Origin of the sequence: Pseudomonas graminis, from assembly GCF_001705435.1 — a bacterium.
GTDB lineage: Bacteria > Pseudomonadota > Gammaproteobacteria > Pseudomonadales > Pseudomonadaceae > Aquipseudomonas > Aquipseudomonas graminis_B.
Genome location: NZ_MDEN01000063.1, coordinates 76,425 through 103,392, shown reverse-complemented (window position 1 = coordinate 103,392; position 26,968 = coordinate 76,425). Strand labels below are relative to the sequence as shown.

Genomic DNA, 26,968 nt, shown 5'->3' with positions numbered 1-26,968 from the left:
CGCGGCGTGTCTGTTCACGACGCTTTTCACCTTAAGCGGAGCACCCCTCATGGCCAGCAGCCTACGTCTCGCGAGCCCCGCCGAACTGGCCGGTCCCTGGCAGTTTTACCCCAAGGACGATGCGCAGAAACCCTGCACGTTGATTCTGCAGGAACAGGACGGGCGGCTCGCCGGAGATCTGGCCTGCGCCGGTCACTGGCTGGGCGGCACAGCGGCAACCTGGTACCCGACGCCTGATGGCATCGCGCTGGTCGACGACCACGACGAACTCCTGGTGCACATGGGTCGCCAGCGAGAAGGGTTGTACATGGCCCAACTGCCCGATGGCCGCACCCTTTTACTGCAACGCGAACCCGCCAGCGCCACCCCACGCTCCTGACTCTTTTTCAAGGATGAACCCCCATGACCCAAGGCCGGCCAAGCCCCCTGCCGCGCGCGCCCATGTGGGCCACGCTCAAGGCCTATAAAGGCATCCTGCTCAGCATCGGCGCCTTCACCGCGCTGATCAACGTGTTAATGCTGGTGCCCTCGGTCTACATGCTGCAGGTTTACGACCGGGTGCTGTCATCGCAAAACGAAACCACACTGGCGATGCTGACCGTGATGGTTGTCGCCTTTTTCATGTTCATCGGGCTCATGGAAGCCATACGCAGCTTTGTGGTGATCCGTATCGGCAGCGATATGGAGCGGCGCCTCAACCTACAGGTGTACCAGGCGGCTTTCGAACGCAACCTCAGCCAGGGCGAAGGCAATGCCGCACAGGCGCTGGGCGATTTGACCCTGGTCCGGCAGTTCGCCACCGGCCCGGCATTGTTCGCCTTCTTCGATGCGCCGTGGTTCCCCATCTACCTGGCGGTGATCTTTCTGTTCAACCCCTGGCTGGGCGTGTTTGCCACGGTGGGTGCGCTGGCACTGATCGCCCTCGCCTGGCTGAATGAAACGCTGACCCGCAAGCCGCTGGCCCAGGCCGGGCACTTTTCCGTGGCATCGAGCCAGTTGTCCGGCAGTCACCTGAACAATGCCGAAGCGATCCAGGCCATGGGCATGCTGGTGCCGTTGCGCCAGCGCTGGTTCGCCTTGCACAGCCGTTTTCTGGAGCGGCAAAACCGCGCGAGCGACATCGGCGCGCTGATCGGTTCGTTCAGCAAATGCCTGCGTTTGTGCCTGCAATCGCTGGTGCTGGGGCTGGGTGCACTGCTGGTCATCGAAGGCCAGATGAGCGGCGGCATGATGATCGCCGGCTCCATCCTCATGGGTCGTGCGCTGGCCCCAATTGATCAGCTCATCGCGGTCTGGAAACAGTGGAGTTCCGCGCGGCTGGCCTGGCAGCGGCTCGACGCCCTGCTGATCGCCCATCCCGAGCGTCCAGCGCCCATGCCCCTGCCCGCTCCCACCGGGCACATCAGTGTCGAGCAAATCAGTGCAGCCCCACCGGGGCGGACCACCGTGACGCTGCAGCAACTGAGTTTCACCGTGAATGCCGGAGAAACCCTGGGTGTGCTCGGTGCATCCGGCTCCGGCAAATCAACCTTGGCCCGGGTGTTGATCGGGGTCTGGCAACCCCTGGCCGGGGTGGTGCGTCTGGACGGTGCAGAGCTGCACCGCTGGGACCGCAACGCGCTGGGCGCCCATGTCGGTTATCTGCCCCAAGACATCGAACTGTTCAGCGGCAGCATCGCCGACAACATCGCACGCTTTACCGACGCCGATCCGCACCAGGTGGTGACCGCCGCACGACTGGCAGGGGTGCACGAAATGATCCTGCGTCTGCCCCAAGGCTATGACACGCAATTGGGCGACGGCGGCTCCGGGTTGTCCGGCGGTCAGAAGCAGCGCGTGGCGCTGGCCCGTGCGCTGTACGGCGAGCCGAAACTGGTGGTGCTCGACGAGCCCAACTCCAACCTCGACAGCAACGGCGAGGCCGCACTGGCCGCTGCCATCGCGCAGCTCAAGGCCCGCGGTTGCACGGTGATTCTGATTACCCATGGCTCAGCCGTACTGAATCAGGCAGACCGCCTGCTGGTGCTCAACGATGGACGTCTGCAATTGTTTGGTCCCGCGGGTGATGTCTTGAGGGCGCTCTCCGGAGCTCCGCCTGCGCCTGAACGGCCGCACGGGATGCAAGGGGTCAGTACCAGTCGCCAGCTCGGCGCGCAGCAAGGAGGTCAGCGCCATGAATGAACACATCCTCAAACCCGAGCGCAGCGCACAGTTTTTCGTCAGCGCAGGCTGGTGGCTGGCCCTGCTCGGTGCCGGGAGCTTTTTCCTCTGGGCTGCACTTGCCCCGCTCGACCAAGGCATTGCAGTGCCTGGTACGGTGGTGGTTTCGGGCAAGCGCAAAGCGGTGCAGTCGGTGGACAGCGGCGTGGTCAGTCGCATCCTGGTGCGCGAGGGCCAATTGGTGCATCAGGGCCAACCGCTGTTCCAGCTTGACCACACCCAGGTGCAGGCCGACGTGCAATCGTTGCGCGCCCAGTACGAACTGGCCCAGGCCAGCATCGCCAGGCTCCAGGCCGAACGCGACGGCAGTGTGCAGGTGCGCTTTCCCGAGGCCCTGTTACAAAAAGCGTCTGCACAGCTGCTCGGTGTGCTGGAAGGCCAGCGGCAGCTGTTCAGCAGCCGGCACCAGGCGTTTCAGCGATCCCAGGCAGGCATCCATGCAACCATCGAAGGTGGCATTGCCCAACTCGCCGGCATGCGCCAGGCGCGCAATGACCTTCAGGCCCAGGCCGAGTCATTGCGCCAGCAGCTGGAGAACCTACGGCCGCTGGCCGAGCGCGGCTACATCGCCCGCAACCGCTTGATGGACTACGACCGGCAACTGTCCCAGGTGCAACGGGATCTGGCACAGAACACTGGCGACACAGGGCGGGTCGCTCAGCAGATCGAGCAATCGCGGCTGAGCCTGCAGCAAGGCGTCGAGGAGTACCAAAAGGAGGTGCGCGGGCAACTGGCCGATGCCGAGCTGAAAAGCATCACGCTGAGCCAGCAACTGGCCTCGGCACAATTCAGTCTGACCCACAGTGAAATCAACGCCCCCGCCGATGGCATCGCCGTGAACCTCTCGGTGCACACCGAAGGCGCGGTGGTGCACGCCGGTGAATCGCTGCTGGAAATCGTGCCCCAGGGCGAGGGCCTTGAGATCGAAGGCCACCTCCCGGTGAACATGGTCGACAAGGTGGCCGAACAGCTGCCGGTGGATGTGCTCTTCACCGCGTTCAATCAGAGCCGTACGCCGCGGGTGAACGCCACGGTGAGCCTGATTTCCGCCGATCAGTTACTCGACGAGCGCAGTGGCCAGCCCTATTACATCGTGCGCAGCACCGTCACCGACCAAGCGCTGGCCACACTCAAGGGCTTGGTGATCAAACCCGGCATGCCGGCGCAGATGTTCGTCCGCACGGGCGAGCGCTCTCTTCTCAATTACCTGTTCAAGCCTTTGATGGATCGCGCAGGCATGGCACTGACCGAGGAATAGGATGTTTCGGTACATGAAAATCTGGCTGGCAGCGCTGCTGTGGATCAGCGCCAACATGCAGGCCCAGGCAATGGGTTTGTTTGACGTTTATGAGCAGGCCTTGCGTAAAGACCCGGTCTTTCTCGGCGCCATGAAGGAGCGTGACGCGGGGCTGGAGAATCGGAATATCGGCCGTGCCGGGCTGTTGCCTCAAGTGGCCTGGAATTACAACAAGGGACGCAACGACTCCAGGGCCACGTACAAAAGCGACGATCGCCCCAGCTCCCGCGAGGACCGTCACTACAACAGTTTCGGTTCAACCCTGAGCGTGCAGCAGCCGATCATCGACTACGAGGCCTACGCCAACTATCGCAAGGGCGTGGCACAGGCGTTGTTTGCCGACCAGGCCTTTCGAGGCAAGAGTCAGGAGTTGTTGGTGCGGGTGTTGTCTGCTTACAGCCAGGCGCTGTTCAGTCGCGACCAGATCGAGATTGCCGAGGCAAAGAAGAAAGCGTTCGAGCGGCAGTTCGAGCAAAACCGACAGATGTTCGATCAGGGCGAAGGCACCCGAACCGACATCCTGGAAGCCGAATCCCGTTACGAACTGGCCGGTGCCGAGGAAATCGAAGCGCAGAATGAGCAAGACGCTGCATTGCGTGAGCTGGGGGCCTTGATCGGCGTGGCCGAGGTGCGCATCGACGAACTGGCGCCCCTGCGGACGCCGTTCAACTTCCTGGCCCTGACGCCCACCACGTACGAGGCGTGGAATGCCATCGCCTTGAGTGAGAACGCCGACCTCGCCTCCCAGCGCCAGCTGCTGGAAGTCGCGCACCAGGAGGTGAAACGCAACGTCGCCGGGCATCTGCCCAAGCTCAACGCCTACGCCACGGTGCGCAGCATGGAATCCGACAGTGGCAACACCTACAACCAGCGTTACGACACCAACACCATTGGCCTAGAAATCAGCCTGCCGCTGTACGCCGGGGGGGGCGTCAGCGCCTCCAGCCGCCAGGCCAGTCGTAGCCTGGAGCAAGCCGAGTATGACCTTGAGGGCAAAACCCGTGAGACGCTGATCCAGTTGCGCCGCCAGTTCAACGCTTGTGCTACGGGCGTACGGAAGATTCGCGCTTACGACAAGGCGTTGGCGTCGGCGGAGGCATTGGTGGTGTCTACGCAATACAGCATCAAGGGCGGCGAGCGGGTCAACCTGGACGAACTGAATGCGCAACAACAGCTTTACAGCACCCGTCAGGACCTGGCGAAGACTCGATATGAGTACCTGATGGCCTGGATCAAGCTGCATTACTACGCCGGCACCTTGACCGCCGAGCAGCTGGCGCGGGTCGATGAGGCGTTTGGCGCGGGACGGCCGTATCGCTAAGCATCAGTGGCCGTACGGGTAACGTCCGGTTCACCTCAGCTGGCCACCAGAACGGCAGTTGTAACTGCATATGCATGACGCCTAAATGCGGTGAACTATGTTCCTTGGGAGTTGATCCCAAACCATGCGCACCCTGCGCGGCCCTGATGGGTCAGTTCATCTGCACAGCATAAGCGTCAGTAAAATAGGGAGCCGTCGTGAACACTACCGCCCATCTTGACCACCGAAGCCCGCCAGGCCCGCTACACGCGATCTTGCTTGCCGGCACCGTCCCGCTGTTTCTCGGCGCATTGCTGAGCGACATCACCTACTTTCAGACCTACCAGATTCAATGGAGCAACTTCGCCTCCTGGCTTATCGCCGGGGGGCTCGTGTTCTGCGGACTCGCCGTGCTGTTCGCGCTGGTCAATCTGATCCGGGCCGATCGCAAAGCCGGGCGCCCTGTGGTGTACCTCGTGTTGTTGGCGGTGACCTGGGCACTGGGGCTGGTCAACGCCTTCGAACACGCCAAGGATGCCTTCGCCACCATGCCGTCGGGCCTCATTCTCTCCGCACTGACCACGCTGTTGATTGGCGTGACGGCGTGGCTGGGACTCACCAGCATCCGTTCGGGAGAAGGACAATGAGCCACTCGATCAAACTGACCGCGATCAGCATGGCGCTGCTGTTAAGCGGCTGCGGTGACGGAGGGGATGCCACCCAGGCCCTGGGGCCTGATCCGAAGATGCCGGCCCCCCAGCGCGGCCTTTTGCCCAACATGAAGATTGCCGAACCGGTCTTGTGGGGCGATCAAAAGCCGACAGTCCCTGAAGGCTACAGCGTGATGGCCATCGCCGCCGACCTGCAGATTCCTCGCCAGACCCTCGTGCTGCCCAACGGCGATATCCTCGTCGCTGAAGGCCGTGGCGGAAGCGCCGCGAAGCTCAAACCCAAGGACGTGATCGCGGGGTACATCAAGGCCCAAGGCAACACCAAGGTCAAAGGCGGCAACCGTCTGACCTTGCTGCGCGATGCTGACGGTGACGGCGTCTACGAGACGAAGACGGTGTTCGCGGAGAACCTTAACGCGCCCTACGGCCTGGCGTTTGCGAACGGCAAACTGTACGTGGCCAACCAGGACGAACTGGTGCGTTTCGATTATGCAGAGGGTCAGACCAAGGCCAGCGGCCCGCCGATCAAGGTCACCGACCTTCCCGCTGAAATCAACCACCACTGGACCAAGTCACTGGCCGTCAGCGATGACGGGCACACCTTGTACGTCGGCATCGGTTCGAACAGCAATGTCACCGAGCGCGGCATGGAGGTCGAACTTGACCGGGCGCGGGTCTGGCAGGTCGATGCCGAGACCGGGGCTCATAAGGCGTATGCGACCGGCATCCGTAACCCGACGGCCTTAACCATCCAGCCGAAAACCGGGCAGTTATGGGCAGTCGTCAATGAGCGCGATGAACTGGGCCCAGATCTGGTACCGGATTACCTGACCTCGGTTCGCGAGGGCGGGTTTTATGGGTGGCCCTACAGCTATTGGGGTCAGAACGTCGACACGCGGGCCCAGCCGCAGAACCCGAAAATGGTCGCTGCCGCCATCAAACCCGACTACAGCCTCGGGTCCCACGCCGCTGCGCTGGGCGTGGATTTTTCCATCCCGGCGATGGGCGACAAGTACGCCGAAGGGGTGTTCATCGGCGAACACGGCAGTTGGAACCGGGAGAATCCGGTGGGCTACAAAGTTGTGTTCGTACCCTTCAGCAATGGCCGTCCGAACGGTGCGCCGATTGACTTCGCGACCGGCTTTCGGGGTGCCGACGGCAAAACCCGCGGCCGGCCAGTCGGCGTCACCGTGGACCCTCGCGGTGCACTGATCATCGCCGACGACCTGGCGAACACCGTGTGGCGGGTCACTCGCAATCGATGAGGACCGATTCCGGGCAGGGCAATCCTGCCTGGAATGCACAAAAGGCCGTTACCGCACCAATGGCGTAGGTTGATTCATGGGACGTAACAGGGCGAGTATTCGTGGTAACCCCATTGATCTGACATCTGGCCAACGGAGTGCAGGCTTTTGAACTCACCCACCGTCTCCCTTGAATCACCGGACCAGCCGGAAATCATCGCGCTCATTGAAGCGCTGGACGCCTACCAAATACCGCTTTATCCGGCGGAAAGTCACCATGGCATCGACATAAAGGCGCTGGCTTCGGCTAATACCGGCTTCGCCGTCGCACGTTCAAGTGATGGACAAGCCGTGGCGTGCGGAGCGCTGGTGGTGCACCCGACCTACGCCGAGCTGAAGCGGATGTTCACCCAACCGGCCTCACGCGGGCAGGGTCTGGCCGGCAGGATTCTGGCTGTTCTGGAAGAAGAGGCTCGGAGACGAGGCTGCATGCGAGTCATGCTTGAGACCGGGTATCTGCAACACGAAGCCCTCTCGTTTTACGAGCGCAACGGGTATCAGCGTCGGGGTCCCTTTGGTGATTACCAGGATGATCCCAACAGCGTGTTCATGGAAAAACTCCTCCCCCTGTAAGAGGGGCAAGAGGGGCGCGATTGCTCGCCCGCCCCCAGTGGATCGAAGACCTGCATCAGGCCGGCAATTGCCCCTGACCGCTTTCGATGATTTTTGCAAAGTTCATGACGTTCTCGACGTACTTCGGATCGCCTATTCCCCCTGCATCCGCGAGGTTGCCCTTGTTGACCTTGTCCGGGCCCGAGTTGTAGGCACGCAGTGCCGAATCCCAGTCACCGAACTCCTTCTTCTGGTCGCGCATGTACAGCGCGCCGGCCATGATGTTGTCGTGGGCGTTGTTGACGTCGGCGTTGCCGAGCTCTTTGGGGTTGTCTCGCTTGAGGGCGGCGAAGGTGTCGGCGTTGACCTGCATCACGCCGGCGTCTGTCTTGCCGTTGACGTTGGTGGTGTCCTGGCCCAACTGACCCCGTGACTCGGCCCAGATCTGCCCGGCCAGAATGCTCGGCGGCACGCCGGTGGCGCTGGAGGCCTCCATGATGTCCTTGCGGTAGTCTTCAAGCTGGGGCGGCAAGTGCAAATCCCCCGAGCCGCTGAGGGAGGTGTCGCTCGACACCGCGCCAGTGCTGGCGGCGGGTGAAGCGGCGGCTTGAGCAGCACCCGTGCCGGCACCTGCGCCTTCTGCACCACCGCCCGCCCCTTGCGCAGCGCCGCCTCCGCCGCCAGCCCCCTCGGTCGCGCCACCACCGCCTCCCCCGCCGCCGCCAGTCACCGCATTGTTCTGCGCAGCGGGATTACCGGTCTGGTTGGGGTTGTTCTGCATCAGCATTTGCATCAACTGCAGGAGCAACGCCATGAGCTGCTGGGCAATGCCATTCTGATCCGCACCGCTGGCTAGGGGGTTGGCGGCGTCGGTTTTCGTGTCCTGGTTTCCAGGCGATCCGAAGTTGACCTGGGACTGCCCGGCATGGGCAAACAGAATCGAGCTGGCGTCGAGGGCCTGACCGGCACCGCCGCCACCGCCCAGCGAATTACTCTGGCCAGGCTTGCCGCTCAGGGACGAAAAATCCGCGTGGGCGGCGGGATTGCTCAATGGCTGATTCTGGGAAATACCGATACTCATGATCACTTACCTCTTTCGGGTCAGGAAACATCAATGGGCTTTGGGGATGCCGAACTGATCGAGGACCGGGTCGACGTTGTGATCGAAGGCCTTCTGGGCTTTGTGCTTCTTGACGGCTTCGATGATGGCGGAGATGCCGAAACCCAGGGCCATGGCCGCGTCGGCGATCCAGCCGACCACCGGAATGGATGCGCCAATGGCCGCACCGGCCGCCAGGCCCGCTGCTTCACCCACGACCATGCCGGCAACGCGTCCGCCGACTTTCGCCGCCACCTCGCCCAGCCCCGCACGTCCGGCGGATTTGGCCACGGCGTCATAACCGGTCTTGGCGGCCGAAAGGCCTGACTTGGTGCTGTCGTAAATCGTCTTGGCGGCATCGGTCTTGTCGCCGCGGGCGAGCATGTCCGAGACCGAGGCAAAGCCTGCGACCGAGCGCAGCGCTGAAGGCCCCATATTTGAGGCCACTTGAGCCGCCATCGACGGCGCATGGTCTTTATCGCCCTTGGCGTTTTCCAGCACCTTGCGACCACTCTTGGTGTCTTCCAGATGGTGGAAGGTCGAATCCACATAGCGCGATTGCTGGCTCTGCACGAAGGTGTCCGGCAGTACGCTGTCGTAGGCGGCCTTCTGCGCGTCGGCGGTCTGCAGCGCCTCTTCGCCATCGGCTTTCTTCTGATCGAGCAACTGCCTGACGGCGCCGCCTTCACTGAAGTTGCGCACGTACGAATCCTGAATCTTGCCCTGCAGGTCAGGCCGCTGGCCGAGTACCTGCTGCTCGGTCGGCACGTTCGCGTTGTCGCCGAGCAGGTCTTTCTGCATCTGCAACTGCGCCGACAACCCACCCAGGGCGCTGCTGTAATCGGCGTTCGGCTTGTCTTTTTTGGTGGCCTTGTCGGCCGTGCTCAGGTCCGCTTGCAGGGCCTCGCCACTGTTGACCCTCTGCATCTGCCGGGTGACGGCTTCCTGCAACGACGGCGTACTGTCGACCAGCGCCCGCGACTGCTGCGGTATCTGTTTGTCGAGAAATGCCTGCACGTCGGGATCGGCCTGTAATTGGCCGATCTTTTCGTTCAGCGCATCTTCGGTCTTGCCGGTCTTGCGCAGGTCCTGGCCGGCGACGACGCTCTGCTGGGTCTGTTGCAACTTGACCATGACTGCGGCTTTCTGCTCGCCGCTGTAGGCCGACGGGTTGTCGAAAACGTCCTTGCCCAGTTTGGAGATATCGACGTTGGCCACTGAGTTGAGCGTGGCCGCATCGCTGAGCACGCTGGCAAATTCGCCGCCGTTGGTGGGGGCCTGCTTCTTGATCCAGTCGCTGATGTTCTTGGCATTGAACAACTTGTCCGGGCTGTGAGCCGCCAGCGAGCGACCGCTCAGGCCACCCTGATCGATCTGGGTGAGAAAACCGGGCTGCGACCAGGTTTTCGCCGCCTGCTTCAAGGGCCCGCCCAGGCCGGGGTTGTCGTTCTGAATCGCCTTGAGACCGTCGGCGCTGGTCAGGCCGTCGACCTTGGTTTTGCCGTCGGCGCCCAGCGCATGCTTGGGATCGGCGGCTTTCGTCAGGGGTTCGTTGGCCCGCATCATCGCCGCGCTGCGGACCATTTCCAGGGATTGAGGGTCGGCGTCCGGATGGTCTTTCTGGTAGTTGGCAATGTCCTTGTCCGCGCTGTCGGCGGCTTTCTGCATGTTCTTGGCAAAGGCCTTGAGGTCGCCGTCGGTGATTTTGCCGTCCGCTTTGCCGCCGTGCTTGCCGGTATCGACCGCCGTTTTCAGCGACGGGTTGGCGTTGATGAAGTCCATGGCCTTGGCGGCGTCCGGGCCTTTTTCCGCGGCCATGCGTGCAGCGGCGATGGGCCGGTTCAGCTCTTTGGCGGCCTGATCGCGTTGATCCGCCGGCAGGTTGGCGACCATTGGCGCCCAACGCTCAAGCTCCTTGGGCGACGAGTATTTCGAATCATCGAGAAACGCTGCTTCGGTGGATTTCGGCTCTTCGGCGGGTTTCGCCGCCTCGACGGGGGCTGCGGGTGCTGGGGCGTTGACTTGAGCCACGGGCTGGGGGTTGCCAGTGGCAACGGCACCGCCGGTGGGCGCGTTCTGCGCGGGTGCGTCGGGCGACGAGGTGGCGGACTCGGGCGACGATTGCGCCTGGCCTTTGAAGAGCTGAGTGAGCTGGTTCAGCAATGAAAGCAGCTGCTGTTCAGTGCTTTGAGCCTTGCCTGACGGGCTAACGCCGGCAAATGCACCGTTCGCCGGGGACGGCTGGGTCGAGGCGCCGAAGCGCACATTCGGATCGACCCCGCCCTTCAGCAACAGCGTCGATTTGGGTTCGGCAAGCGGCGATCCCTGGGCGGCATCGGCGCCGGCGGGTTGAGGGGCAACGCCGTTGTAGGGTGTGCTTGAGATACGCATGAAGTCGTCATCCGGGCATGAGGGATAGCGACTGTGTGGCTGATGCGCCGCGTCGGTTCCGGTAAATGTTGCAGTTTGTTTCCCAACCACCGAGCGGGCAGCCAGTCTCACTGGATACGCGCAATGCTTTGCGTAGGACCGCCTTCAGCCGGGAACAGGCCTGGGTGAACACCATCAACCCTGCGGCGTGGCGCCCGACGCCTTCCCGGCTGAAGCCAGTCCCACAAAGTCCGCGTTCCGTCAGTCCCACTCGGCACTCAGCCAAACGGGTCCATCTGCCGCTTGAGTTGTTCCCTGGCCCGGGACAGGCGTGAGCGAACGGTGCCGATCGGCACGCCGAGGGACGACGCGGTTTCCTGATAATTGCCGTCCATTTCCAGCGACACCTCAATCACCCGCTGCATGTTCGACGGCAGCGTGCCGATCGCCCTGACGGCCTGCATCAACTGACGATGGCCGTCGACCTGATGGCCGATGTCGCCATGGCTATCGGGTTCGGAATGGGTGTGGTCTTCCCAGCTTTCCTGGTACGGCTGGCGATACATTTTGCGGAAGTGGTTGCGGATCAGGTTGAGCGCGATACCACACAGCCAGGTCTGGGGTTTGCTCGCGTGTTGAAACTTGTGTTCGCTGCGCAGCGCTTCCAGAAAGGTGCTCTGCAGAATGTCGTCGACATCTTCCGGGTTCATGACCCGCTTCTGAATGAAGCCGCGAATCATCTTGATCTGATCACTGGTCAGGTGACGTATCCCTTGGGCGGGACGGCGCACTGGGGAGTCAATGTCGAGAATCGCAAGGTTGGAAAACATCAGGGCTCTTCCTTGTTTTGAGTGTATTAGCCCTATAGCGATATGCGTGCCACCCTTCAAAAACCCATAGGCCATTGAATTTAAATGAATAAATAAATCTTCAGGCACAGCACTGTGCAAATCTTTGCGCGAACACGCTGTTTCTCGGACGAGATTTGGCACAGATCGGTCTGCTCCCACATCTGCGCACAAATAGATGGAACCGTTTGCCGCCGCGCTCCACTCAGGACCCATGACCAGGCCCCGAACCGAGCCATCCAGAGCCGACTTATGAAGATCGCCGCCCCCGTTGCCCCACAGGCATTGCAACCCCCTGCGATCACGCCGGCAAAAACGCAGGCGCCCGCGCCGCTGCATGTCAATCCGCCGAACGTCAACGGCACCTCACCGCAACAGGTCGCGCGCTTCGCGTCGGCGCTGGTTCAGCAGAGCCGCAGCCTCAGCCAGCGGGAGCTGCTCGCCAGCGGGAACGCCCTGCAATCGCGGGCGGTGAAACTGGGCGAGCTGTATCAGCTGTTGATGGGCAGTCAGGACAAAGGCCTCGACGATGCCGCGCGTAACCTGCGCAAGCAGCTGCAAAAGCAGAACGCGTCGAGCCTCGCGCAGATTCTGAGTTACACAGACGGCGACCCGGCCAAGGCCCATGTGATGCTGCAAGCAGCGAGAAAGCAGGCCCAGGCCGACGGCGAAATGGGCGAACACGTGGTGCTGAGCCAGCAGCTCAAGCAACTGCGCCGTCAATACGGCAAACGCACCCGCGCGGGCATCAACAGCGCCAAGGCGTTTTCCCGGCCGACCTCGGAAAAGCGCCGCGGTGCCCTGCGCAACCTCTACAGCGTGGCGGTGGCCGGGCAGCAGAACATCACCGGGCTGATCGACGCGCTGATCAACGAGCAGGAAGAACCCGGCGAATTCGAGCTGAACCTGCGGGACATGCGCAGCGCCCTCGCCGACGATCTTTCATCGCTCACGCCGTCTACGTCGCCGCAGCAACTGCGCACCTTGATGCATGGCCTGAACACCGCCCGGCACGTCACCACCCTGCTGCGCAGTTGCGAGCATCTGCTGGGCCGCATGCGCAACAAGAACCCCGCGCTGCAAGTGGATGCAGCGGCCTTTCTCAAACACCTGCTGGCGCTGTCGGGCAAGGGCATGAACCTGGGCGAAACCCTGCAACTGTCGCAACACATCGGCGGCAACCAGCTCAAGCATCAACTGGCGTTTCTCAACGGGCTGCGGCCCATGCTGCAACAGCTGCCGATTCTGCTCTGGCGCGACCTGAAAAGCCGCCAGAACGCCTTGGGCAACCTGCTCATTCTCATGGCCGAACTGACTCGGCAGGAACAGAACCAGCTCCAGGGGGGCCTCGCCTGATGGATCGTGTCATTAACCTGCTCAATTCGATCGCGCACGCCGCCATGCGCCGCTCGGAAATCGTCGGTGCGTTCGTGGTCATCGCCATCGTGTTCATGATGATCACGCCGCTGCCCACCGGACTGGTGGACGTGCTGATCGCCATCAACATCTGCATCTCGTGCCTGTTGATCATGCTGGCGATGCACCTGCCGCGCCCGTTGGCGTTCTCGACGTTTCCGGCGGTGCTGCTGCTGACGACGATGTTTCGGCTGGCGCTGTCGATCTCTACTACGCGCCTGATCCTGCTCAACCAGGACGCCGGGCACATCGTCGAAGCGTTCGGCCAGTTCGTGGTCGGCGGCAACCTGGCGGTGGGCCTGGTGATCTTCCTGATCCTCACCGTGGTCAACTTTCTGGTGATCACCAAGGGGTCGGAGCGGGTGGCGGAAGTCGGCGCGCGGTTCACCCTCGACGCGATGCCAGGCAAGCAGATGTCCATCGACAGTGACCTGCGCGCCAACCTGATCAGCGTCCACGAAGCGCGCAAACGCCGCGCCGAACTGGGCAAGGAAAGCCAGCTGTTCGGCGCCATGGACGGGGCCATGAAGTTCGTCAACGGCGATGCCATCGCCAGCCTGATCATCGTCGCGATCAACATGATCGGCGGCATCGCCATCGGCGTGGTGCAGCACAACATGACCGCCGGCGACGCCTTGCAGGTCTACACCGTGCTGACCATCGGCGACGGCCTGATCGCGCAGATCCCGGCGCTGCTGATTTCGGTCACCTGCGGCATGATCATCACCCGCGTGCCCAGCGGCGAAAACGGCGTTGAAGCCAACATCGGCCGGGAGATCGCCGAGCAGATCACCAGCCAGCCCAAGGCGTGGATCATCGCAGCGGTGGCGATGCTCGGATTCGCCGCGTTGCCGGGCATGCCGACGGCGGTGTTCGTGGTCATCTCGATCATCTGCGGGGTCGGCGGCCTGCTCCAGCTGCACCGCGCCAAGCCCAAGGCCGAGCTTGCCCAGGCCGTGGCCGTCGCGCCGGAAATGAACGGCCGCGAAGACCTGCGCACCTTCTCTCCCAGCCGCCAGTTCGTGCTGCATTTTCACCCCAGCCAGAACCCGGCGCAGATCGAAGCGCTGGTCAGCGAAATCCGTCAGCGACGCAACCGGCTGGTGGTGCAATACGGCCTGACCCTGCCCTCCTTCATCATCGAAACCAGCGAGCTGCTGCCTCCGGACGAGTTTCGTTTTTCGGTCTACGAAGTGCCGCTGCTAAGGGCCACGCTCAGCCAGACCCACGTCGCGGTGGACGCGCGCTCGGTAGAAGCCTTGCCGGAGTCGGCCTCGCTGGAATCGGCCGTGCACGGCAGCGTTGAGCGCGAAGAAGCTCAGTGGTTGTGGCTGCCGACCGATTCGCCGCAATTGCAGCATGGGGACGTCGAGCGCATCGACGCGACCACGCTGATCATTGAGCGCATGGAACGCGCGCTGCAGTCGTGCGGGCCGCAGTTCATCGGCCTGCAGGAAACCAAGGCGATCCTCGGCTGGCTGGAATCGGAGCAGCCGGAGCTTGCCCAGGAAATGCAGCGCGTGCTGCCGCTGGCGCGCTTCTCGGCGGTGCTGCAACGCCTGGCCTCGGAGTGCGTGCCGCTGCGGGCGATCCGGGTGATCGCCGAAACCCTGATCGAGCACGGACAGCACGAGCGTGAAGTCACGGTGCTCGCCGACTACGTGCGCATCGCCCTGAAGTCGCAGATCTACCACCAGTACTCCGGCCCCGAGGGTTTGCTGGTCTGGGTCCTGACGCCGGAAAGCGAAGGCATTCTGCGCGACGGCCTGCGCCAGACCCAGACCGAAACCTTCTTCGCGCTGGACAACGAAACCAGCCAGCTGCTGGTGCAGCAGCTGCACATCGCCTTCCCCCTGCGCAGCGCCCAGCGCGCGGTGTTGCTGGTCGCCCAGGATTTGCGCAGCCCGCTGCGCACCCTGCTGCAGGAGGAGTTCTATCACGTGCCGGTGCTGTCGTTTGCCGAAATCAGCAACGCGGCGCAGGTCAAGGTGCTGGGGCGCTTCGACCTGGAAGACGACTTCGAGAGCGATCACGAAGACGACCCGCACGCGCTGGATAACGAGTACGCCGCTTGAGTGCCTGGAGAGCGTCACATGTTTGAATTACGCGTATTGACCGGCCTGCACCAGGGCGCCGCGCTGCCGCTGGTGGGTGAGCAATGGGGCATTGGCGCTGACGCCGATCAGGATCTGGCGCTGCACGATCCCGGCGTCGAACAGCTGCACTGCCGCCTGCAACGCCAGGGCGAAGACTGGCGGCTCGACGCGGCCGACGGCGCCGTGGCCGATGAAGAGGGCCACCTTCACGGGAGCACCCTGCTCACCCCCAACACCGCTTTTGTGCTGGGTTCGGTCTGGCTGTGCGTGTCCCCGGCCGAGGACCCCTGGCCTTCGCTGCCGGCGGTGATTCCTCAAGCGCGGGCAGAGCAGACGGCACAGACCGAAGCGCCGGCCAGCGCGCCGCTGGAGAAGGTCGAGTCTCGCTCACGCTTCTTCAACCGCACCACCGGCGTGGTCATCGGCCTGTTGCTGGGCATCGCCGGCAGCGCCTGGAGCCTGAGCCGCAGCGGGACGCCTTCGTCCGACGCGATGGCAATCAGTACGCCAGCGCAGCAGCTCGCCAAACAAGACGTGCAGCCCGTAAAGCGTTCGACCACGAAGGACAAAACCGCCGGGCAGCCCACCAGCAAGCGCATCCGGCTGACCAGCGTCGATGACGTCAAACGCCAGCTCAACACCATGCTCAGCGAACGCCTGCTGAGCGACGTCACCCTGGAGCAGACGCCCGAGGGCCTGGCGTTGAGCGGCAATCTCAAGCCGGAATCGCAGCTGGTGTATCAGCGCATGCTGCAGCGTTTCAAGGACCGCTATGACACGCCGGTCGCGTTGATCGACAACGTCGCCGCCGGCACCAGTGGCCTGCCGTTCACCATCGTGCAGATCATGTCCGGGCCCCACGCCCACCTGGTCACGGCGGACGGTCGCCGGCTGTACGTCGGCGACGAACTGGCCGGGCTGCGCCTGACCCGCATCGATGACAACCGCATCCAGTTCGACGGCGACCGCCACTACGAGGTGAGCTGGTGAACGCGGCGCTGGATCAATGGAAATCCGCTCACCTTCAGCGCCTGAAGGGCTTTTCTGCGGTGAAAGTCAGCGGCCGTGTCAGCGCCGTCAGCGGCATCTTGCTGGAGTGCCAGATTCCCGCAGCCAAGGTCGGTGACTTGTGTGAAGTGAGCAAATCCGACGGCAGCACCATGCTCGCGGAAATCGTTGGTTTCACCCGCGACTGCACGTTGCTCAGTGCGCTGGGCACGCCGGACGGCATTCAGGTCGGCGCGCACATTCGGCCCCTGGGCATGGCCCACCGCATCGGCGTCGATGACCGTTTGCTGGGCAGCGTGCTCGACGGTTTCGGTCGCCCGCTGTTGGGGGATTCAGAAGGCGCATTCGCCGGGCCCGGTGATCGCCGCGTGACCCTGCCGGTGATCGCCGACGCCCTGCCGCCGACCCAGCGGCCGCGGATCAGCCGGGCATTGCCCACAGGCGTGCGCGCCATCGACAGCGCGATTCTGCTCGGCGAAGGCCAGCGCGTCGGCTTGTTCGCCGGCGCCGGTTGCGGCAAGACCACCTTGATGGCCGAACTGGCGCGCAACATGGACTGCGACGTCATCGTCTTCGGCCTGATCGGCGAGCGGGGCCGTGAGCTGCGCGAGTTTCTCGACCACGAACTGGACGCCACCTTGCGCGCACGCTCGGTGCTGGTCTGCGCCACCTCCGACCGTTCCAGCATGGAGCGCGCCCGCGCGGCGTTCACTGCCACCGCCATCGCCGAGGCCTTTCGCGAGCGCGGCCTGAAGGTGTTGTTGCTGCTCGACTCCCTGACCCGGTTCGCCCGGGCCCAGCGCGAGATCGGTATTGCCGCCGGCGAACCCCTCGGGCGTGGCGGCCTCCCGCCTTCGGTCTACACCCTGCTGCCGCGCCTGGTTGAACGGGCCGGCATGAGCGAAAAAGGCTCGATCACGGCGCTCTATACCGTGCTGATCGAACAGGATTCCATGAACGACCCGGTCGCCGACGAGGTGCGTTCGCTGCTCGACGGCCACATCGTGCTGTCGCGCAAACTGGCCGAGCGCGGGCATTACCCGGCCATCGACGTGCAGGCCAGCATCAGCCGGATCATCAGCAACGTCACCGGCCGCGAGCACCAGCAGGCGAACAACCGGTTGCGCCGTCTGATGGCGGCGTACAAGCAAGTGGAAATGCTCTTGCGCCTGGGCGAATACCAGCCCGGCAGCGACCCGGTGACCGATTGCGCCGTGCGACTGAACGAGCCGATCAATGCGTTTCTGCGCCAAGACCTGCGCGAACCGGTGCCGCTGCAAGAAACCCTGGCCGCACTGATGCAACTCACCTCGCAGCTGCCGGAGTAGTCGCGTGGAGGAATCGCTCGAAGTCGATCCGCAAACCCTCGCCATGGAGCAGGTCATCAGCGTGCTCACGCCTTTGCGTCAGCATCGCCAGGCCAGCGCCGAACGGGCGCAGCGGCAGGCGCAGAAAACCCTGGAGCAGATGCACGAACACCTGCAACAGACTCGCGATTCCTACGCGCAGGAACGGCATAACCAGCGTGAACGCCGGCAGGTGTTGAGCAGCGCCCACGTCAACAAAGCAATGTCGCTGGACGACCTCGAACGCTGGCACGAGAAGGAAAACCGCATGCTCGACCGGCTCGCCTATATCCGCCAGGACATGGCCCGCCAAGCGTTGAGCATCGAGGAACAGCAGCAGCGCCTCGCCCAGGCAAAAGACGCGGCGAAAGCGTCCCAACGCGCCGTGGAAAAACTTGCCTGCCTGGCCGAGGCCCTCAACGAACAAGGTGAATCGTCATGAACAGCCCGGTGCAACACCCGCCTCGCCCGCAACCGCAGCCCCGCGCTGAACCGCCCCGTACGCCCTCTCCGGCTTCCCCAAGTGAAACGCGCCAGCCGCAGCCCAACGTGCGTCGCGCCGATGCCGAACGCCTGCGCCGGCTGTGCGATGAATCCGCTTCGCCTGCGTCGTTGAGTGCAGACGGGATGTTTTTCTCCCAACTGCTGGTGCCGCCGGTGACGGAAGATCAAAGCGAATCGGGTTTCGCCGGCAGCAGTTTCAGCACGTTGTTCCCCGCTGAAGGCGTGCCGACGCAGCTCATCGACGAGCTCGCCCAACGCCTGCCCCAACAGCCGGACGGCCCGTTGAGCCTGACCTTGCTGATGCCCAATCTGGGCAAGGTGCAGGTCAACGCCAACAAGCGCGACAACCAGTGGAGCATCGAACTGGGCTTTGCCCGACGGGGCGTGCTGAAACGCTTGCAGCCCCATCAACGCAACTGTGAAAGCGCGCTGGAACAGGCGCTGGGCTGTGACGTTGACTTGTCTTTGCATGAGGAGGCGGCAACATGAACCCGGATATAAATTCGGACGTGAGCAACGTGGACATGGCTGGATTGGACGTAAACCCCCTGAACATCAGCCGCCCGAACCCTGTAGGACTGGCTTTAGCCGGGAACCCGTCGTTCAGTCCGCTGACACTGCGGGAAGTCAGCGCCGACGTCGCCGAGGCCTCGCGTTTGCTGGGCGCCGGGGTGAGCTGCAGCTACACCGCCCAGGGCCAGCGCGGCGAACTGACCCTGCGATTGATACCCCACGATACAAACCGGGATGGCTCGCCCTTCGTAGGACCGGCTTCAGCCGGGAACAGGTCGTCGCTGACCTGGTTCGACAGCGCCATCGGCCCCTTCGCCCTGAGCGACGCCGAAGCAGTGCTCAGTTTGCTGGGCGAACTGCCGGTTACCCTCGGCGGCGAGCACCAGCCGTGGTACTGGCAATTGGTGAATCAACGCCTGAATACCGAACTGGCGGAACTGCTTTGCCCCTTGCGGCCACTCAGCGATATCACTGCGCTGTCCGTTGATGGCCAACGCCCGGCTACCGCGCCGATGACCTGCCGATTGCACCTGCGGCTGGGTTCGCAGGTGTTGCACGCACAGCTCTGCGCCGACGCGCGGGTCATGCTGCAACTGCTCGGCGGCCACCACTGGCAGCCACACCGGCAGAACGTCGCGCAGGACTGGCCCATCCGCCAGCCGCTGGTGCTGGGCGAGCTGTCGTTGAGCCTCGACCAGTTGGCGTCGTTGCAACCGGGGGACGTGCTGCTGCCGTCGTTGTGTCATTTCGACGAGGAAGGCGGCGGGCGCCTGCAACTGGGGGGTCGGCAATGGGCAGTGCAGACGGACAGCCGCGCAGAGCAGCTGTATGTACGGTTCAGCCACGAGGAAGACTTGGGACATGGTCAATGAAGAATTGTACGAAGACGAGATCGAGGATCTTGCCGACGATGAGTCAATTGAGCCACGGCTGAATCAGGCGCCGGATCAGAGTAGGACCGGCTTCAGCCGGGAAGCTTTTGAGGACCCTGGACATCATGGCGTCCCCGAACATCAATCCACTGAAAACGAGTGGCAGGATGAAACCGCCGCCGGTGGCTACGCGGACGATTCTTACGAGCCTCAATCAACAGAAACCCACCTCTCCCTCGATTCCCTCGATCAAATGCCGCTGGCCCTGACCCTGCGCTGCGGCAGCCTCGAACTGACCCTCGGCGACCTGCGCCGCGTCGCTGCCGGCACCGTATTACCGGTCAACGGCGTCACGCCGGGCTTCGCCACCTTGTGCCACGGTGAACGGGTCGTCGCGGAGGGCGAGCTGGTCAGCGTCGAGGGCCGGCTCGGTCTGCAGATCACCCGCATGGCGTCCCGCCCATGATCATGGACGGGATGAACCCGGTGATGCTGGCGCTGTTCCTCGGCGCCCTGTCGTTGATTCCGTTTCTGTTGATCGTCTGCACGGCCTTTCTCAAAATCTCCATGACCCTGCTGATTACCCGCAACGCCATCGGCGTGCAGCAAGTGCCGCCGAACATGGCGCTCTACGGCATCGCCCTGGCCGCGACCATGTTCGTCATGGCCCCCGTCGCCCACGAAATCCAGCAGCGGGTTCACGACCGCCCGCTGGAGATGGGCAGCACCGAGAAATTGCAGGCCAGCGCCAACACCGTCATCGAGCCGTTGCAACGGTTCATGAGCCGTAACACCGACCCGGAAGTCGTTGCCCACCTGCTCGACAACACCCAGCGCATGTGGCCCAAGGACATGGCCGATCAGGCCAGCAAAAGCGACCTGCTGCTGGCCGTCCCCGCCTTCGTCCTGTCCGAGTTGCAGGCCGGTTTTCAGATCGGCTTTCTGATCTACATCCCGTTCATCGTCATCGACCTGATCGTCTCCAACCTGCTGCTGGCGCTGGGCATGCAGATGGTCTCGCCGATGACCATTTCGCTGCCCCTCAAACTGCTGCTGTTCGTGCTGGTGCAAGGCTGGACGCGCCTGCTCGACAGCCTTTTCTACTCGTACATGTGAGGCGGTGATGGAAGCGCTGGCGTTGTTCAAGCAGGGCATGTTTCTGGTGGTGATTCTCACGGCGCCGCCGTTGGGGGTCGCCGTGCTGGTCGGTGTCATCACTTCGCTGCTGCAGGCCTTGATGCAGATCCAGGACCAGACCCTGCCCTTCGGCATCAAGCTCGCCGCCGTCGGGCTGACCCTGGCCATGACCGGGCGCTGGATCGGTGTCGAGTTGATCCAGTTCATCAACCTGGCCTTCGACCTGATCGCCCGGTCCGGCGGCGCGCACTAGATGCCCTTCGACGCCCAGGGCCTGTTCGAACTGATGCTGGGCATGGGCCTGGCGGCGGCGCGCATCCTGCCGTGCATGATTCTGGTGCCGGCATTCTGCTTCAAATACCTCAAGGGCCCGCTGCGTTACGCGGTGGTGCTGGTGGTGTCGATGGTGCCGGCGCCGAGCATCAGCCGCGCGCTGTCGGGGATGAATGACGACTGGTTTTCCATCGGCGCGCTGCTGCTCAAAGAGGCCGTACTCGGCACCCTCCTCGGCCTGTTGCTGTACGCGCCGTTCTGGATGTTCGCCTCGGTGGGCGCGCTGCTCGACAGCCAGCGCGGCGCCTTGAGCGGCGGTCAGCTGAACCCGGCGCTGGGGCCTGACGCGACGCCGCTGGGCGAGCTGTTTCAGGAAACGTTGATCATGCTGGTGATCCTGTCCGGCGGGTTGTCGCTGATCACGCAGGTGATCTGGGACAGCTATCAGGTCTGGCCGCCCACCGCCTGGCTGCCCGGCATGACTGTCGACGGCCTGGACCTGTTTCTCGAACAGCTCAACCAGACCCTCCAGCACATGATGCTCTACGCCGCGCCGTTCATTGGTTTGCTGCTGTTGATCGAGGCCGCGCTGGCGATCATCGGCCTGTACGCGCAGCAACTGAACGTGTCGATCCTGGCCATGCCGGCCAAGAGCATGGCGGGCATCGCGTTCCTGCTCATCTACCTGCCGACGCTGCTGGAACTGGGCAACGGCCAGATCATGCAACTCGCCGACCTGAAGCATTTGCTCGGTCAACTGGTGCATATGCCGTGAGCGAAAAAACCGAAAAAGCCACGCCCAAACAGGTGCGCGACGCCCGCGAAAAGGGTCAGGTCGGGCAAAGCCAGGACCTGAGCAAGCTGCTGGTGCTGCTGGTCGTCAGCGAAGTGACCCTGGGCCTGGCGGATGAAAGCGTCGCGCGCTTGCTGAACTTGCTGAACCTGTCGTTCAAAGGGGTTGGCCAGCCCTTCATGCACACCGTCGAGCAGGTCGCCAGCGAAGGCGCGAGCGTGTTGATCGGCTTCATCCTGAGCAGTGTCGGCATCGCGATGCTGATGCGGCTGGTGGGCAGCTGGATACAGATCGGGTTCCTGTTTGCGCCCAAGGCATTGAAGCTGGACTTCAACAAGCTCAACCCCTTCGCCCACGCCAAGCAGATGTTCTCGGCGCAGAGCCTGACGACCTTGCTGCTCAGCATTTTGAAAGCCACGGCCATCGCCGTGACGCTGTACGTGGTGGTGAAGCCGTCGCTGGGCACGCTGATTTTGCTGTCGAGCACGGACCTGACAACGTATTGGCATGCGCTGTTGGAGGTGTTCCGGCACATTTTGCGGGCCACGCTGGGGTTACTGCTGGTGATCGGCGCGGTGGATTTTGCGCTGCAGAAGTACTTCCACGCGAAGAAGCTGCGGATGAGCCACGAGGACATCAAGAAGGAGTACAAGCAGGCCGAGGGTGACCCACACGTGAAGGGGCATCGTCGGCAGCTGGCCCATGAGTTGTTAAACCAGGCACCGACTGCGCCGGCCAAGCCGGTGGAGGATGCGGACATGGTGGTGGTGAATCCGACGCATTATGCGGTGGCGTTGTATTACCGGCCGGGCACGACGCCGCTGCCGCAGATTCACTGCAAGGGTGAGGATGATGAGGCGCTGGCGTTGATTGCGCGGGCGAAGAAGGCGGGTATTCCGGTGGTGCAGAGTATCTGGCTGGCGCGGACGCTTTATAAGGTCAAGGCCGGCAAGTACATCCCGCGGACGACGCTGTTGGCGGTGGCGAATATTTATCAGATCGTGCGGCAGCTTGAGGACGTTCCGGACGAGGTCATTCGAATTGACGATGTTTGATCAGGATCAAGATCAACAGCGTCTGCCTGGGGGCAGACTGTTTCGCCTTCGGCGAGTTACTTGATAAAGCCCCAAGTAACCAAGGGCTTGTGCTCCTGGTTGGGCCCTTCCTTCGTCAGGGTTCCTTCACTCCGGTCTCGCTCCGTGGGCCCGCGCCGAACGGGCATCCATGCCCTGACGGCGCTCTCGCCGCATCCATGCGGCTCGACCCACTGCGCGAGACCTGCGTTCAGCCTGCACCCAAGTCGCGTTTTGTGTCGTTTGGACTTCTTGCGTAGAAGATCAAAAGCAAAAGCAAAAGCAAAGGCTTCCCGGCTAAAGCCGGTCCCACTAAAAGCAGCGCGTACAGTCAGCGAGACCGGCGCCGCCCCGTAGGACCGGCTTCAGCCGGGAAGCCTTTGATCTGCTTATGATCTGCTGTTGCTCTGCTTTTGATCTTCCTACGCAAAAAGCCCAGACCACACCCAGGGCTTGTGCTCCTGGTTGGGCTTCTCCTTCGTCGGAGTACCTTCACCCAAGTCGCGATGGGTGTCGTCTGGGAGTTATGTGTTTGAAGATCAAGACCAAAAGCAGATCAACAGCTTCCCGGCTAAAGCCGGTCCTACTAAGCGTAAGCGCGCTTTTGATCTTCCTACGCAAAAGGCTCAGTCACCGCCAATCGCGACTTGGGTGCAGGCTGAACGCAGACGACGCGCAGTGGGCCGAGCCGCATGGATGCGGCGAGAGCGCCGTCAGGACATGGATGTCCGTTCGGCGCGGGCCCACGGAGCGTCGTCGAAGTGAGGGTATTCCGACGAAGGAGGAACCTAACCAGGAGCAAGCACCCTTGGTTACTTGGGGTGCTTTTCCAAGTAACTCGCCGAAGGCGAAACGTCTGCCCCCAGGCAGACGCCCTTGATCTTGATCTTGAATTACTGCAAAGCATCACTCAGATGCCCCAACCCCGCCAGCTCCAGCTCCTGCCGGCGAATACTGTCCAGACTCACCGCCGCCCCCTGCGCATCGGGCACCGCATGCCACACCACAAAATCCCGCTGAACATCCAAAAACAAAAAGAAATCGTTAAACAACTCCGCCTGCGAAAACCGCCGCTCCAAAGCATCCCGCAACTGCTCCGGACGCAAGGCCCGGCCCTCGATATGCAACGCAATGCCCCAGTCCCGATGCTCACGTCGACTGACAAACGCCACGCCCGTCGCCACCGGCCAGATCGCCGCACGCTCAGCGGCGACGTGGGCATAAAACGCTGCTTTTTCCGATACCCGAATCATGCTCAGTCCTTTAATGGCACCACAGTAAAATCCTGCTCATGGTCACGCTCATCAATCCCCTGACGCATGTCCGGCGGCCACCAGATCACCAACTCCCGGTCATTGGAATCTGGCCGCTTGCACGAATAACCCGAGCACCCATGGGTGGCACACCCCGCCAACGTGACAGTGACCAGAAACAGCAAAAGCAAACCGCGCAGGTTCATCGTGTAGCCCCCTTGAGCAGCGAAGGTCGGTTCTGTTTGGCCTTGCTCGACACCTGCGGCTGACGCAGGGCGATGTAAATTTCACTCTCCGCCCCCGGCTGCAGCCACGCATGGGGCCAGGCGCTGACACCCATCACCCAGCGACCGCCACAGCGGCTTTCGTCGATGCGCACCGGCTTGCTGGTGGTGTTGCGCGCCACGACCACCGCGATGCCCCAGTCCTTGCGGGTAAACCACTGGGAACGCTGGCGATCCATGCTCAGGCCGACGCCCGGATCACACAGGCTGTCGGCTTCGAACGGCAGGGTCTCGCCGCTGTTGAAGCCCACCGGGGTCACGCCGTCGAGCAACTGGGTGAAGGCGTTCTGCACATCGCTGCGGGTCGGTTGTTCACCACCGTCGCGACGTTCCTTGATGCGCTTCATCTGGTCATCGACATCGTGGGGGTTGCCGTTCTGCACGTAGCGCGCCGGATTGATCTGATCGCCGATCAGCCGAGGCGTCAGGATGAACAGGCGCTCACGCTGGTTCAGCTCGCGACTGCGGGACTGGAACAGCAGCTTGCCGATCACCGGAATGTCGCCCAGCAGCGGGATCTTGTTGACCTTGTCGGTGGTTTCCAGCCCGTGGAATCCGCCGATCACCAGGGAGCCATGCTCCGCGATCACCGCCTGGGTGCTGACGTTGCCCTTGCGCACCGCCGGCTGATCTTCGTTGATTTGCGAGGTGTCGATCTGGCCGTCTTCGATGTCGACGATCAGTTGCACCTGGGATTTGCCGTTCTGGTCCAGGGAGCGCGGAATCACCTGCAAGCTGGTGCCCGCCGTGATGGCCTGAATGTCGGCGACGCGTTCGGAAGTGGCAGTGAGGTATTCGGTACGGCTGAAGTCGATCACCGCCGGCTGGTTTTCCAGGGTCAGAATCGACGGATTGCCGATCACCGACGCCGCGCCGTTGCCTTCGAGGGCATGCAGGTCGGCCGAAAATTTACCGGCATCCTGGATAAACAGCGTGGTGCTGGTGCCCTGCTCGAACAGGTTGGCGCCGCCGCTCACGCTGCCGCCCTTGAAATTCCAGCGGCTGGACAGCTGCGCCAGTTCGTTGCGGTCGATGTCGAGAATCACCGCGTCGATCTCGATCAGGTTACGCGGCGTGTCCAGTTGCTTGACCAGCTTCTCGTACATCGCCCGGCGTTTGGGCAGGTCATAGATCAGCACCGAGTTGTTGCGCACGTCGGCGCTGACGCGGATCTTCGAACGGCCCTTCTCTTCACTGGAGGACCCGCCGCGCTTGCCACGGGATCCCAGCACGCGGTCCAGCCCCTGTTCGATGGCGCCGGTGTCGAAACCCTGGCCTTCCATGCCGCCGTAATTCAGGCCCGACGACGTGGTGCCGCCTCCGGATCCGGCTGTACCACCCTGCCCTTGCAGCAGATTGACACCGTTGATGGATTCGCCACGGGAGCGGCTTTCCAGCAGCTCCTGAAGAATGCTCGCGACGCCGGCGACGGTGAGCTGTTGATCGCGATAACGAATGGTGCGGTCGGCGGCGTTGGCGTACTTCAGCGGCAGGACCACGACGTCCTGCTTCTCGGCTTTTTCCGGTGCCTCGACCTTCTTGCTGTAACTGCGCACGAAGTCGACGTACTTGGCCGGACCGCGCACCAGCACCACCCCTTCGTCGGGCAAGGCGCCCCAGCCGAAACGCTTGTCCAGCAGGCCCACATCGGACAGCGCCTGCTGCAGGTCATCGACCGCTTCCGGCGACACTTCGATCCGCGCCGAGGTCTGCTCGCTGGTCGGGCTGATGTACAGGGTTTCGTTGTAGACGAACCACTGAAAGTGATGCTCCTGACCCAGCCGGTCGAGGAATTCCTGCGGGTTCTGCGCACGAATGCGCCCGTCCAGCGTGCCCGGCATCGCCGGCATGTCCAGACCGATGCCGAACTCCTTGGCGAAGTCTGCCAGCGCAGTGGCCAGCTCGGTCTGCCGCGCATCGTAGGCGTAGGCGGTGTGTTTCCAGGCGTCAGGCACCGCTGCCAGCGCCGGCGCGCCGATGCCGATCATCAGCAAAGGCAACCACATTAAGGCCTTGCGCATTTCACACTCCCGGTTGCCAGGTTTTGAGGGTCGAGCGGGACGACGAGGCGGTCGCGCTGCGAATCGAGGTTTGCATGAGGCTGAGCATCGCGGCGCGCTGATTGGCCAGGCGCTCCAGACGTTCGAGCAGTTGCGTGGGATTGCAGGGGTCGGGAATCCAGCTGACCAACACCACGCAGCGGGTGTCGGGGTCGACCGCCAGTCCGCCCTCACAGGCACAGGCCACACCGGCACCGCCCTGGGCGAGTACCGCGTCGAGGCGTTGCGGGTCGCTGCCGTCGTAGGGATCGAGCACATCCAGGCTCAGGCGAATGCCGTTGCCCGACACCGCCAGTCGCGCGTTGGCGTCGTCGATCCAGCAGTCCAGTGGTGCGAGCGGACGTCGCTCGCACCACTGAGCGAGGATCGCGCTGAATTCACTGAATTCCATCGATGATCGCTTTGGTGATGCCGTGTTTGGCGCGCAGCCCTTCGTTGAGGATCATGTTGGCGACGTTGGTCTGCTGCGAGGCATCGCTGAACGCCTGGAAGTCTTCCATGGTGCCGCTTTCCGAGGCGGTTTCGGCGGCGTCCTGCATGTCGTCCTGGGCGCGGGAATAGGAGTGATCGAGGTGGTTTTGCAGGGATTTGAAACTGATCATGCCGGTGGCTCCAACTGAGGGATTCAACCCCTGAGTGGAACCTGCGGCCGCTCCGGTTCCATGAACCGTCACAACCG

27 protein-coding genes are annotated in these 26,968 nt (G+C 63.0%); 19 read left to right on the top strand and 8 right to left on the bottom strand.

Annotation, left to right across the window (positions count from 1 at the left end):
• Nucleotides 1-49 precede the first annotated feature (49 nt).
• From BBI10_RS14145 to BBI10_RS14115, 7 genes are all read left to right on the top strand, one after another.
• Nucleotides 50-379 (top strand): AprI/Inh family metalloprotease inhibitor, encoded by a 330-nt coding sequence (locus BBI10_RS14145; RefSeq protein WP_083233121.1) that lies wholly within the window; start codon nucleotides 50-52, stop codon nucleotides 377-379.
• Nucleotides 380-402: 23 nt separating this feature from the next.
• Nucleotides 403-2,181, top strand: a complete 1,779-nt coding sequence (locus BBI10_RS14140; RefSeq protein WP_065989258.1) for a type I secretion system permease/ATPase — start codon at nucleotides 403-405, stop codon at nucleotides 2,179-2,181.
• A complete protein-coding gene (locus BBI10_RS14135) occupies nucleotides 2,174-3,478 on the top strand; it encodes an HlyD family type I secretion periplasmic adaptor subunit (RefSeq protein WP_065989256.1) in 1,305 nt (434 codons plus the stop codon). Before BBI10_RS14140 ends, BBI10_RS14135 begins: the two co-directional genes overlap by 8 nt.
• A 13-nt stretch (nucleotides 3,479-3,491) precedes the next feature.
• The gene (locus BBI10_RS14130) at nucleotides 3,492-4,838 is read left to right on the top strand and encodes a TolC family outer membrane protein (RefSeq protein WP_065989681.1); all 1,347 of its coding nucleotides are present in this window, start codon (nucleotides 3,492-3,494) and stop codon (nucleotides 4,836-4,838) included.
• Nucleotides 4,839-5,035: 197 nt separating this feature from the next.
• Entirely contained in the window at nucleotides 5,036-5,464 is a 429-nt protein-coding gene (locus BBI10_RS14125) for a DUF2231 domain-containing protein (RefSeq protein WP_065989255.1), read from the top strand.
• A complete protein-coding gene (locus tag BBI10_RS14120) occupies nucleotides 5,461-6,753 on the top strand; it encodes a PQQ-dependent sugar dehydrogenase (protein ID WP_065989254.1) in 1,293 nt (430 codons plus the stop codon). The genes BBI10_RS14125 and BBI10_RS14120 overlap by 4 nt, the downstream gene beginning before the upstream one ends.
• A 147-nt stretch (nucleotides 6,754-6,900) precedes the next feature.
• Nucleotides 6,901-7,365 (top strand): GNAT family N-acetyltransferase, encoded by a 465-nt coding sequence (locus BBI10_RS14115; protein WP_065989253.1) that lies wholly within the window; start codon nucleotides 6,901-6,903, stop codon nucleotides 7,363-7,365.
• A 55-nt stretch (nucleotides 7,366-7,420) separates the two neighbouring features.
• On the opposite strand, the gene BBI10_RS14110 is transcribed toward BBI10_RS14115, so the two are convergent.
• The 3 genes from BBI10_RS14110 to BBI10_RS14100 all read right to left on the bottom strand — a co-directional run bounded on the left by BBI10_RS14110 (nucleotide 7,421) and on the right by BBI10_RS14100 (nucleotide 11,643).
• Nucleotides 7,421-8,284, bottom strand: coding sequence for a lytic transglycosylase domain-containing protein (locus BBI10_RS14110; RefSeq protein ID WP_065989680.1), 864 nt, complete (start codon nucleotides 8,282-8,284; stop codon nucleotides 7,421-7,423).
• A gap of 171 nt (nucleotides 8,285-8,455) precedes the next feature.
• Complete coding sequence (locus BBI10_RS14105) at nucleotides 8,456-10,834, bottom strand: type III effector HrpK domain-containing protein (RefSeq protein WP_065989252.1); 2,379 nt, start codon at nucleotides 10,832-10,834, stop codon at nucleotides 8,456-8,458.
• A gap of 257 nt (nucleotides 10,835-11,091) precedes the next feature.
• On the bottom strand, nucleotides 11,092-11,643 hold the full coding sequence (locus tag BBI10_RS14100) for an RNA polymerase sigma factor (protein WP_065989250.1): 552 nt from the start codon (nucleotides 11,641-11,643) through the stop codon (nucleotides 11,092-11,094).
• Between the two features lie 270 nt (nucleotides 11,644-11,913).
• Here BBI10_RS14100 and sctW point away from each other — a divergent pair, with 270 nt between their 5' ends.
• From sctW to sctU, 12 genes are read left to right on the top strand one after another with little or no spacing between them, the layout of a single operon-like run.
• Entirely contained in the window at nucleotides 11,914-13,017 is a 1,104-nt protein-coding gene (gene sctW / locus BBI10_RS14095) for a type III secretion system gatekeeper subunit SctW (protein WP_065989248.1), read from the top strand.
• Nucleotides 13,017-15,152 (top strand): type III secretion system export apparatus subunit SctV, encoded by a 2,136-nt coding sequence (gene sctV / locus BBI10_RS14090; RefSeq protein ID WP_065989246.1) that lies wholly within the window; start codon nucleotides 13,017-13,019, stop codon nucleotides 15,150-15,152. The genes sctW and sctV overlap by 1 nt, the downstream gene beginning before the upstream one ends.
• Before the next feature lie 18 nt (nucleotides 15,153-15,170).
• Nucleotides 15,171-16,163, top strand: coding sequence for a type III secretion system inner membrane ring subunit SctD (sctD, locus tag BBI10_RS14085; protein WP_065989244.1), 993 nt, complete (start codon nucleotides 15,171-15,173; stop codon nucleotides 16,161-16,163).
• Entirely contained in the window at nucleotides 16,160-17,509 is a 1,350-nt protein-coding gene (locus BBI10_RS14080) for a FliI/YscN family ATPase (RefSeq protein WP_065989242.1), read from the top strand. The genes sctD and BBI10_RS14080 overlap by 4 nt, the downstream gene beginning before the upstream one ends.
• A 4-nt stretch (nucleotides 17,510-17,513) precedes the next feature.
• A complete protein-coding gene (locus BBI10_RS14075) occupies nucleotides 17,514-17,969 on the top strand; it encodes a YscO family type III secretion system apparatus protein (RefSeq protein ID WP_065989240.1) in 456 nt (151 codons plus the stop codon).
• A complete protein-coding gene (locus BBI10_RS14070; protein WP_065989235.1) occupies nucleotides 17,966-18,520 on the top strand; it encodes a type III secretion system HrpP C-terminal domain-containing protein in 555 nt (184 codons plus the stop codon). Before BBI10_RS14075 ends, BBI10_RS14070 begins: the two co-directional genes overlap by 4 nt.
• Complete coding sequence (locus BBI10_RS14065; RefSeq protein WP_244160366.1) at nucleotides 18,517-19,416, top strand: type III secretion system protein; 900 nt, start codon at nucleotides 18,517-18,519, stop codon at nucleotides 19,414-19,416. The genes BBI10_RS14070 and BBI10_RS14065 overlap by 4 nt, the downstream gene beginning before the upstream one ends.
• A complete protein-coding gene (locus BBI10_RS14060) occupies nucleotides 19,406-19,882 on the top strand; it encodes a FliM/FliN family flagellar motor switch protein (RefSeq protein ID WP_083233120.1) in 477 nt (158 codons plus the stop codon). Before BBI10_RS14065 ends, BBI10_RS14060 begins: the two co-directional genes overlap by 11 nt.
• The gene (gene sctR / locus BBI10_RS14055; protein ID WP_065989234.1) at nucleotides 19,879-20,532 is read left to right on the top strand and encodes a type III secretion system export apparatus subunit SctR; all 654 of its coding nucleotides are present in this window, start codon (nucleotides 19,879-19,881) and stop codon (nucleotides 20,530-20,532) included. Before BBI10_RS14060 ends, sctR begins: the two co-directional genes overlap by 4 nt.
• A gap of 7 nt (nucleotides 20,533-20,539) precedes the next feature.
• On the top strand, nucleotides 20,540-20,806 hold the full coding sequence (gene sctS / locus BBI10_RS14050; protein WP_065989232.1) for a type III secretion system export apparatus subunit SctS: 267 nt from the start codon (nucleotides 20,540-20,542) through the stop codon (nucleotides 20,804-20,806).
• A complete protein-coding gene (gene sctT / locus BBI10_RS14045; RefSeq protein WP_065989230.1) occupies nucleotides 20,807-21,601 on the top strand; it encodes a type III secretion system export apparatus subunit SctT in 795 nt (264 codons plus the stop codon). It abuts the gene before it with no gap.
• Nucleotides 21,598-22,674, top strand: coding sequence for a type III secretion system export apparatus subunit SctU (gene sctU, locus BBI10_RS14040; protein WP_065989228.1), 1,077 nt, complete (start codon nucleotides 21,598-21,600; stop codon nucleotides 22,672-22,674). Before sctT ends, sctU begins: the two co-directional genes overlap by 4 nt.
• 911 nt (nucleotides 22,675-23,585) lie before the next feature.
• Here sctU and BBI10_RS14035 read toward each other — a convergent pair.
• Genes BBI10_RS14035 through BBI10_RS14015 form a run of 5 tightly spaced genes read right to left on the bottom strand, consistent with a single transcriptional unit; the run spans nucleotide 23,586 to nucleotide 26,891 of the window.
• Nucleotides 23,586-23,945, bottom strand: coding sequence for a type III secretion protein HrpV (locus BBI10_RS14035; RefSeq protein ID WP_065989226.1), 360 nt, complete (start codon nucleotides 23,943-23,945; stop codon nucleotides 23,586-23,588).
• Between the two features lie 2 nt (nucleotides 23,946-23,947).
• The gene (gene hrpT, locus BBI10_RS14030) at nucleotides 23,948-24,151 is read right to left on the bottom strand and encodes an HrpT family type III secretion system protein (protein ID WP_065989225.1); all 204 of its coding nucleotides are present in this window, start codon (nucleotides 24,149-24,151) and stop codon (nucleotides 23,948-23,950) included.
• Nucleotides 24,148-26,250 carry a type III secretion system outer membrane ring subunit SctC gene (sctC, locus tag BBI10_RS14025; protein ID WP_065989224.1) on the bottom strand — a complete coding sequence of 701 codons (2,103 nt, stop codon included), beginning with the start codon at nucleotides 26,248-26,250 and terminating at the stop codon, nucleotides 24,148-24,150. Before sctC ends, hrpT begins: the two co-directional genes overlap by 4 nt.
• Nucleotide 26,251: 1 nt before the next feature.
• Nucleotides 26,252-26,680 carry a type III secretion protein gene (locus BBI10_RS14020; protein WP_065989222.1) on the bottom strand — a complete coding sequence of 143 codons (429 nt, stop codon included), beginning with the start codon at nucleotides 26,678-26,680 and terminating at the stop codon, nucleotides 26,252-26,254.
• Entirely contained in the window at nucleotides 26,667-26,891 is a 225-nt protein-coding gene (locus BBI10_RS14015) for a type III secretion protein (protein ID WP_065989219.1), read from the bottom strand. The genes BBI10_RS14020 and BBI10_RS14015 overlap by 14 nt, the downstream gene beginning before the upstream one ends.
• Nucleotides 26,892-26,968 lie beyond the last annotated feature (77 nt).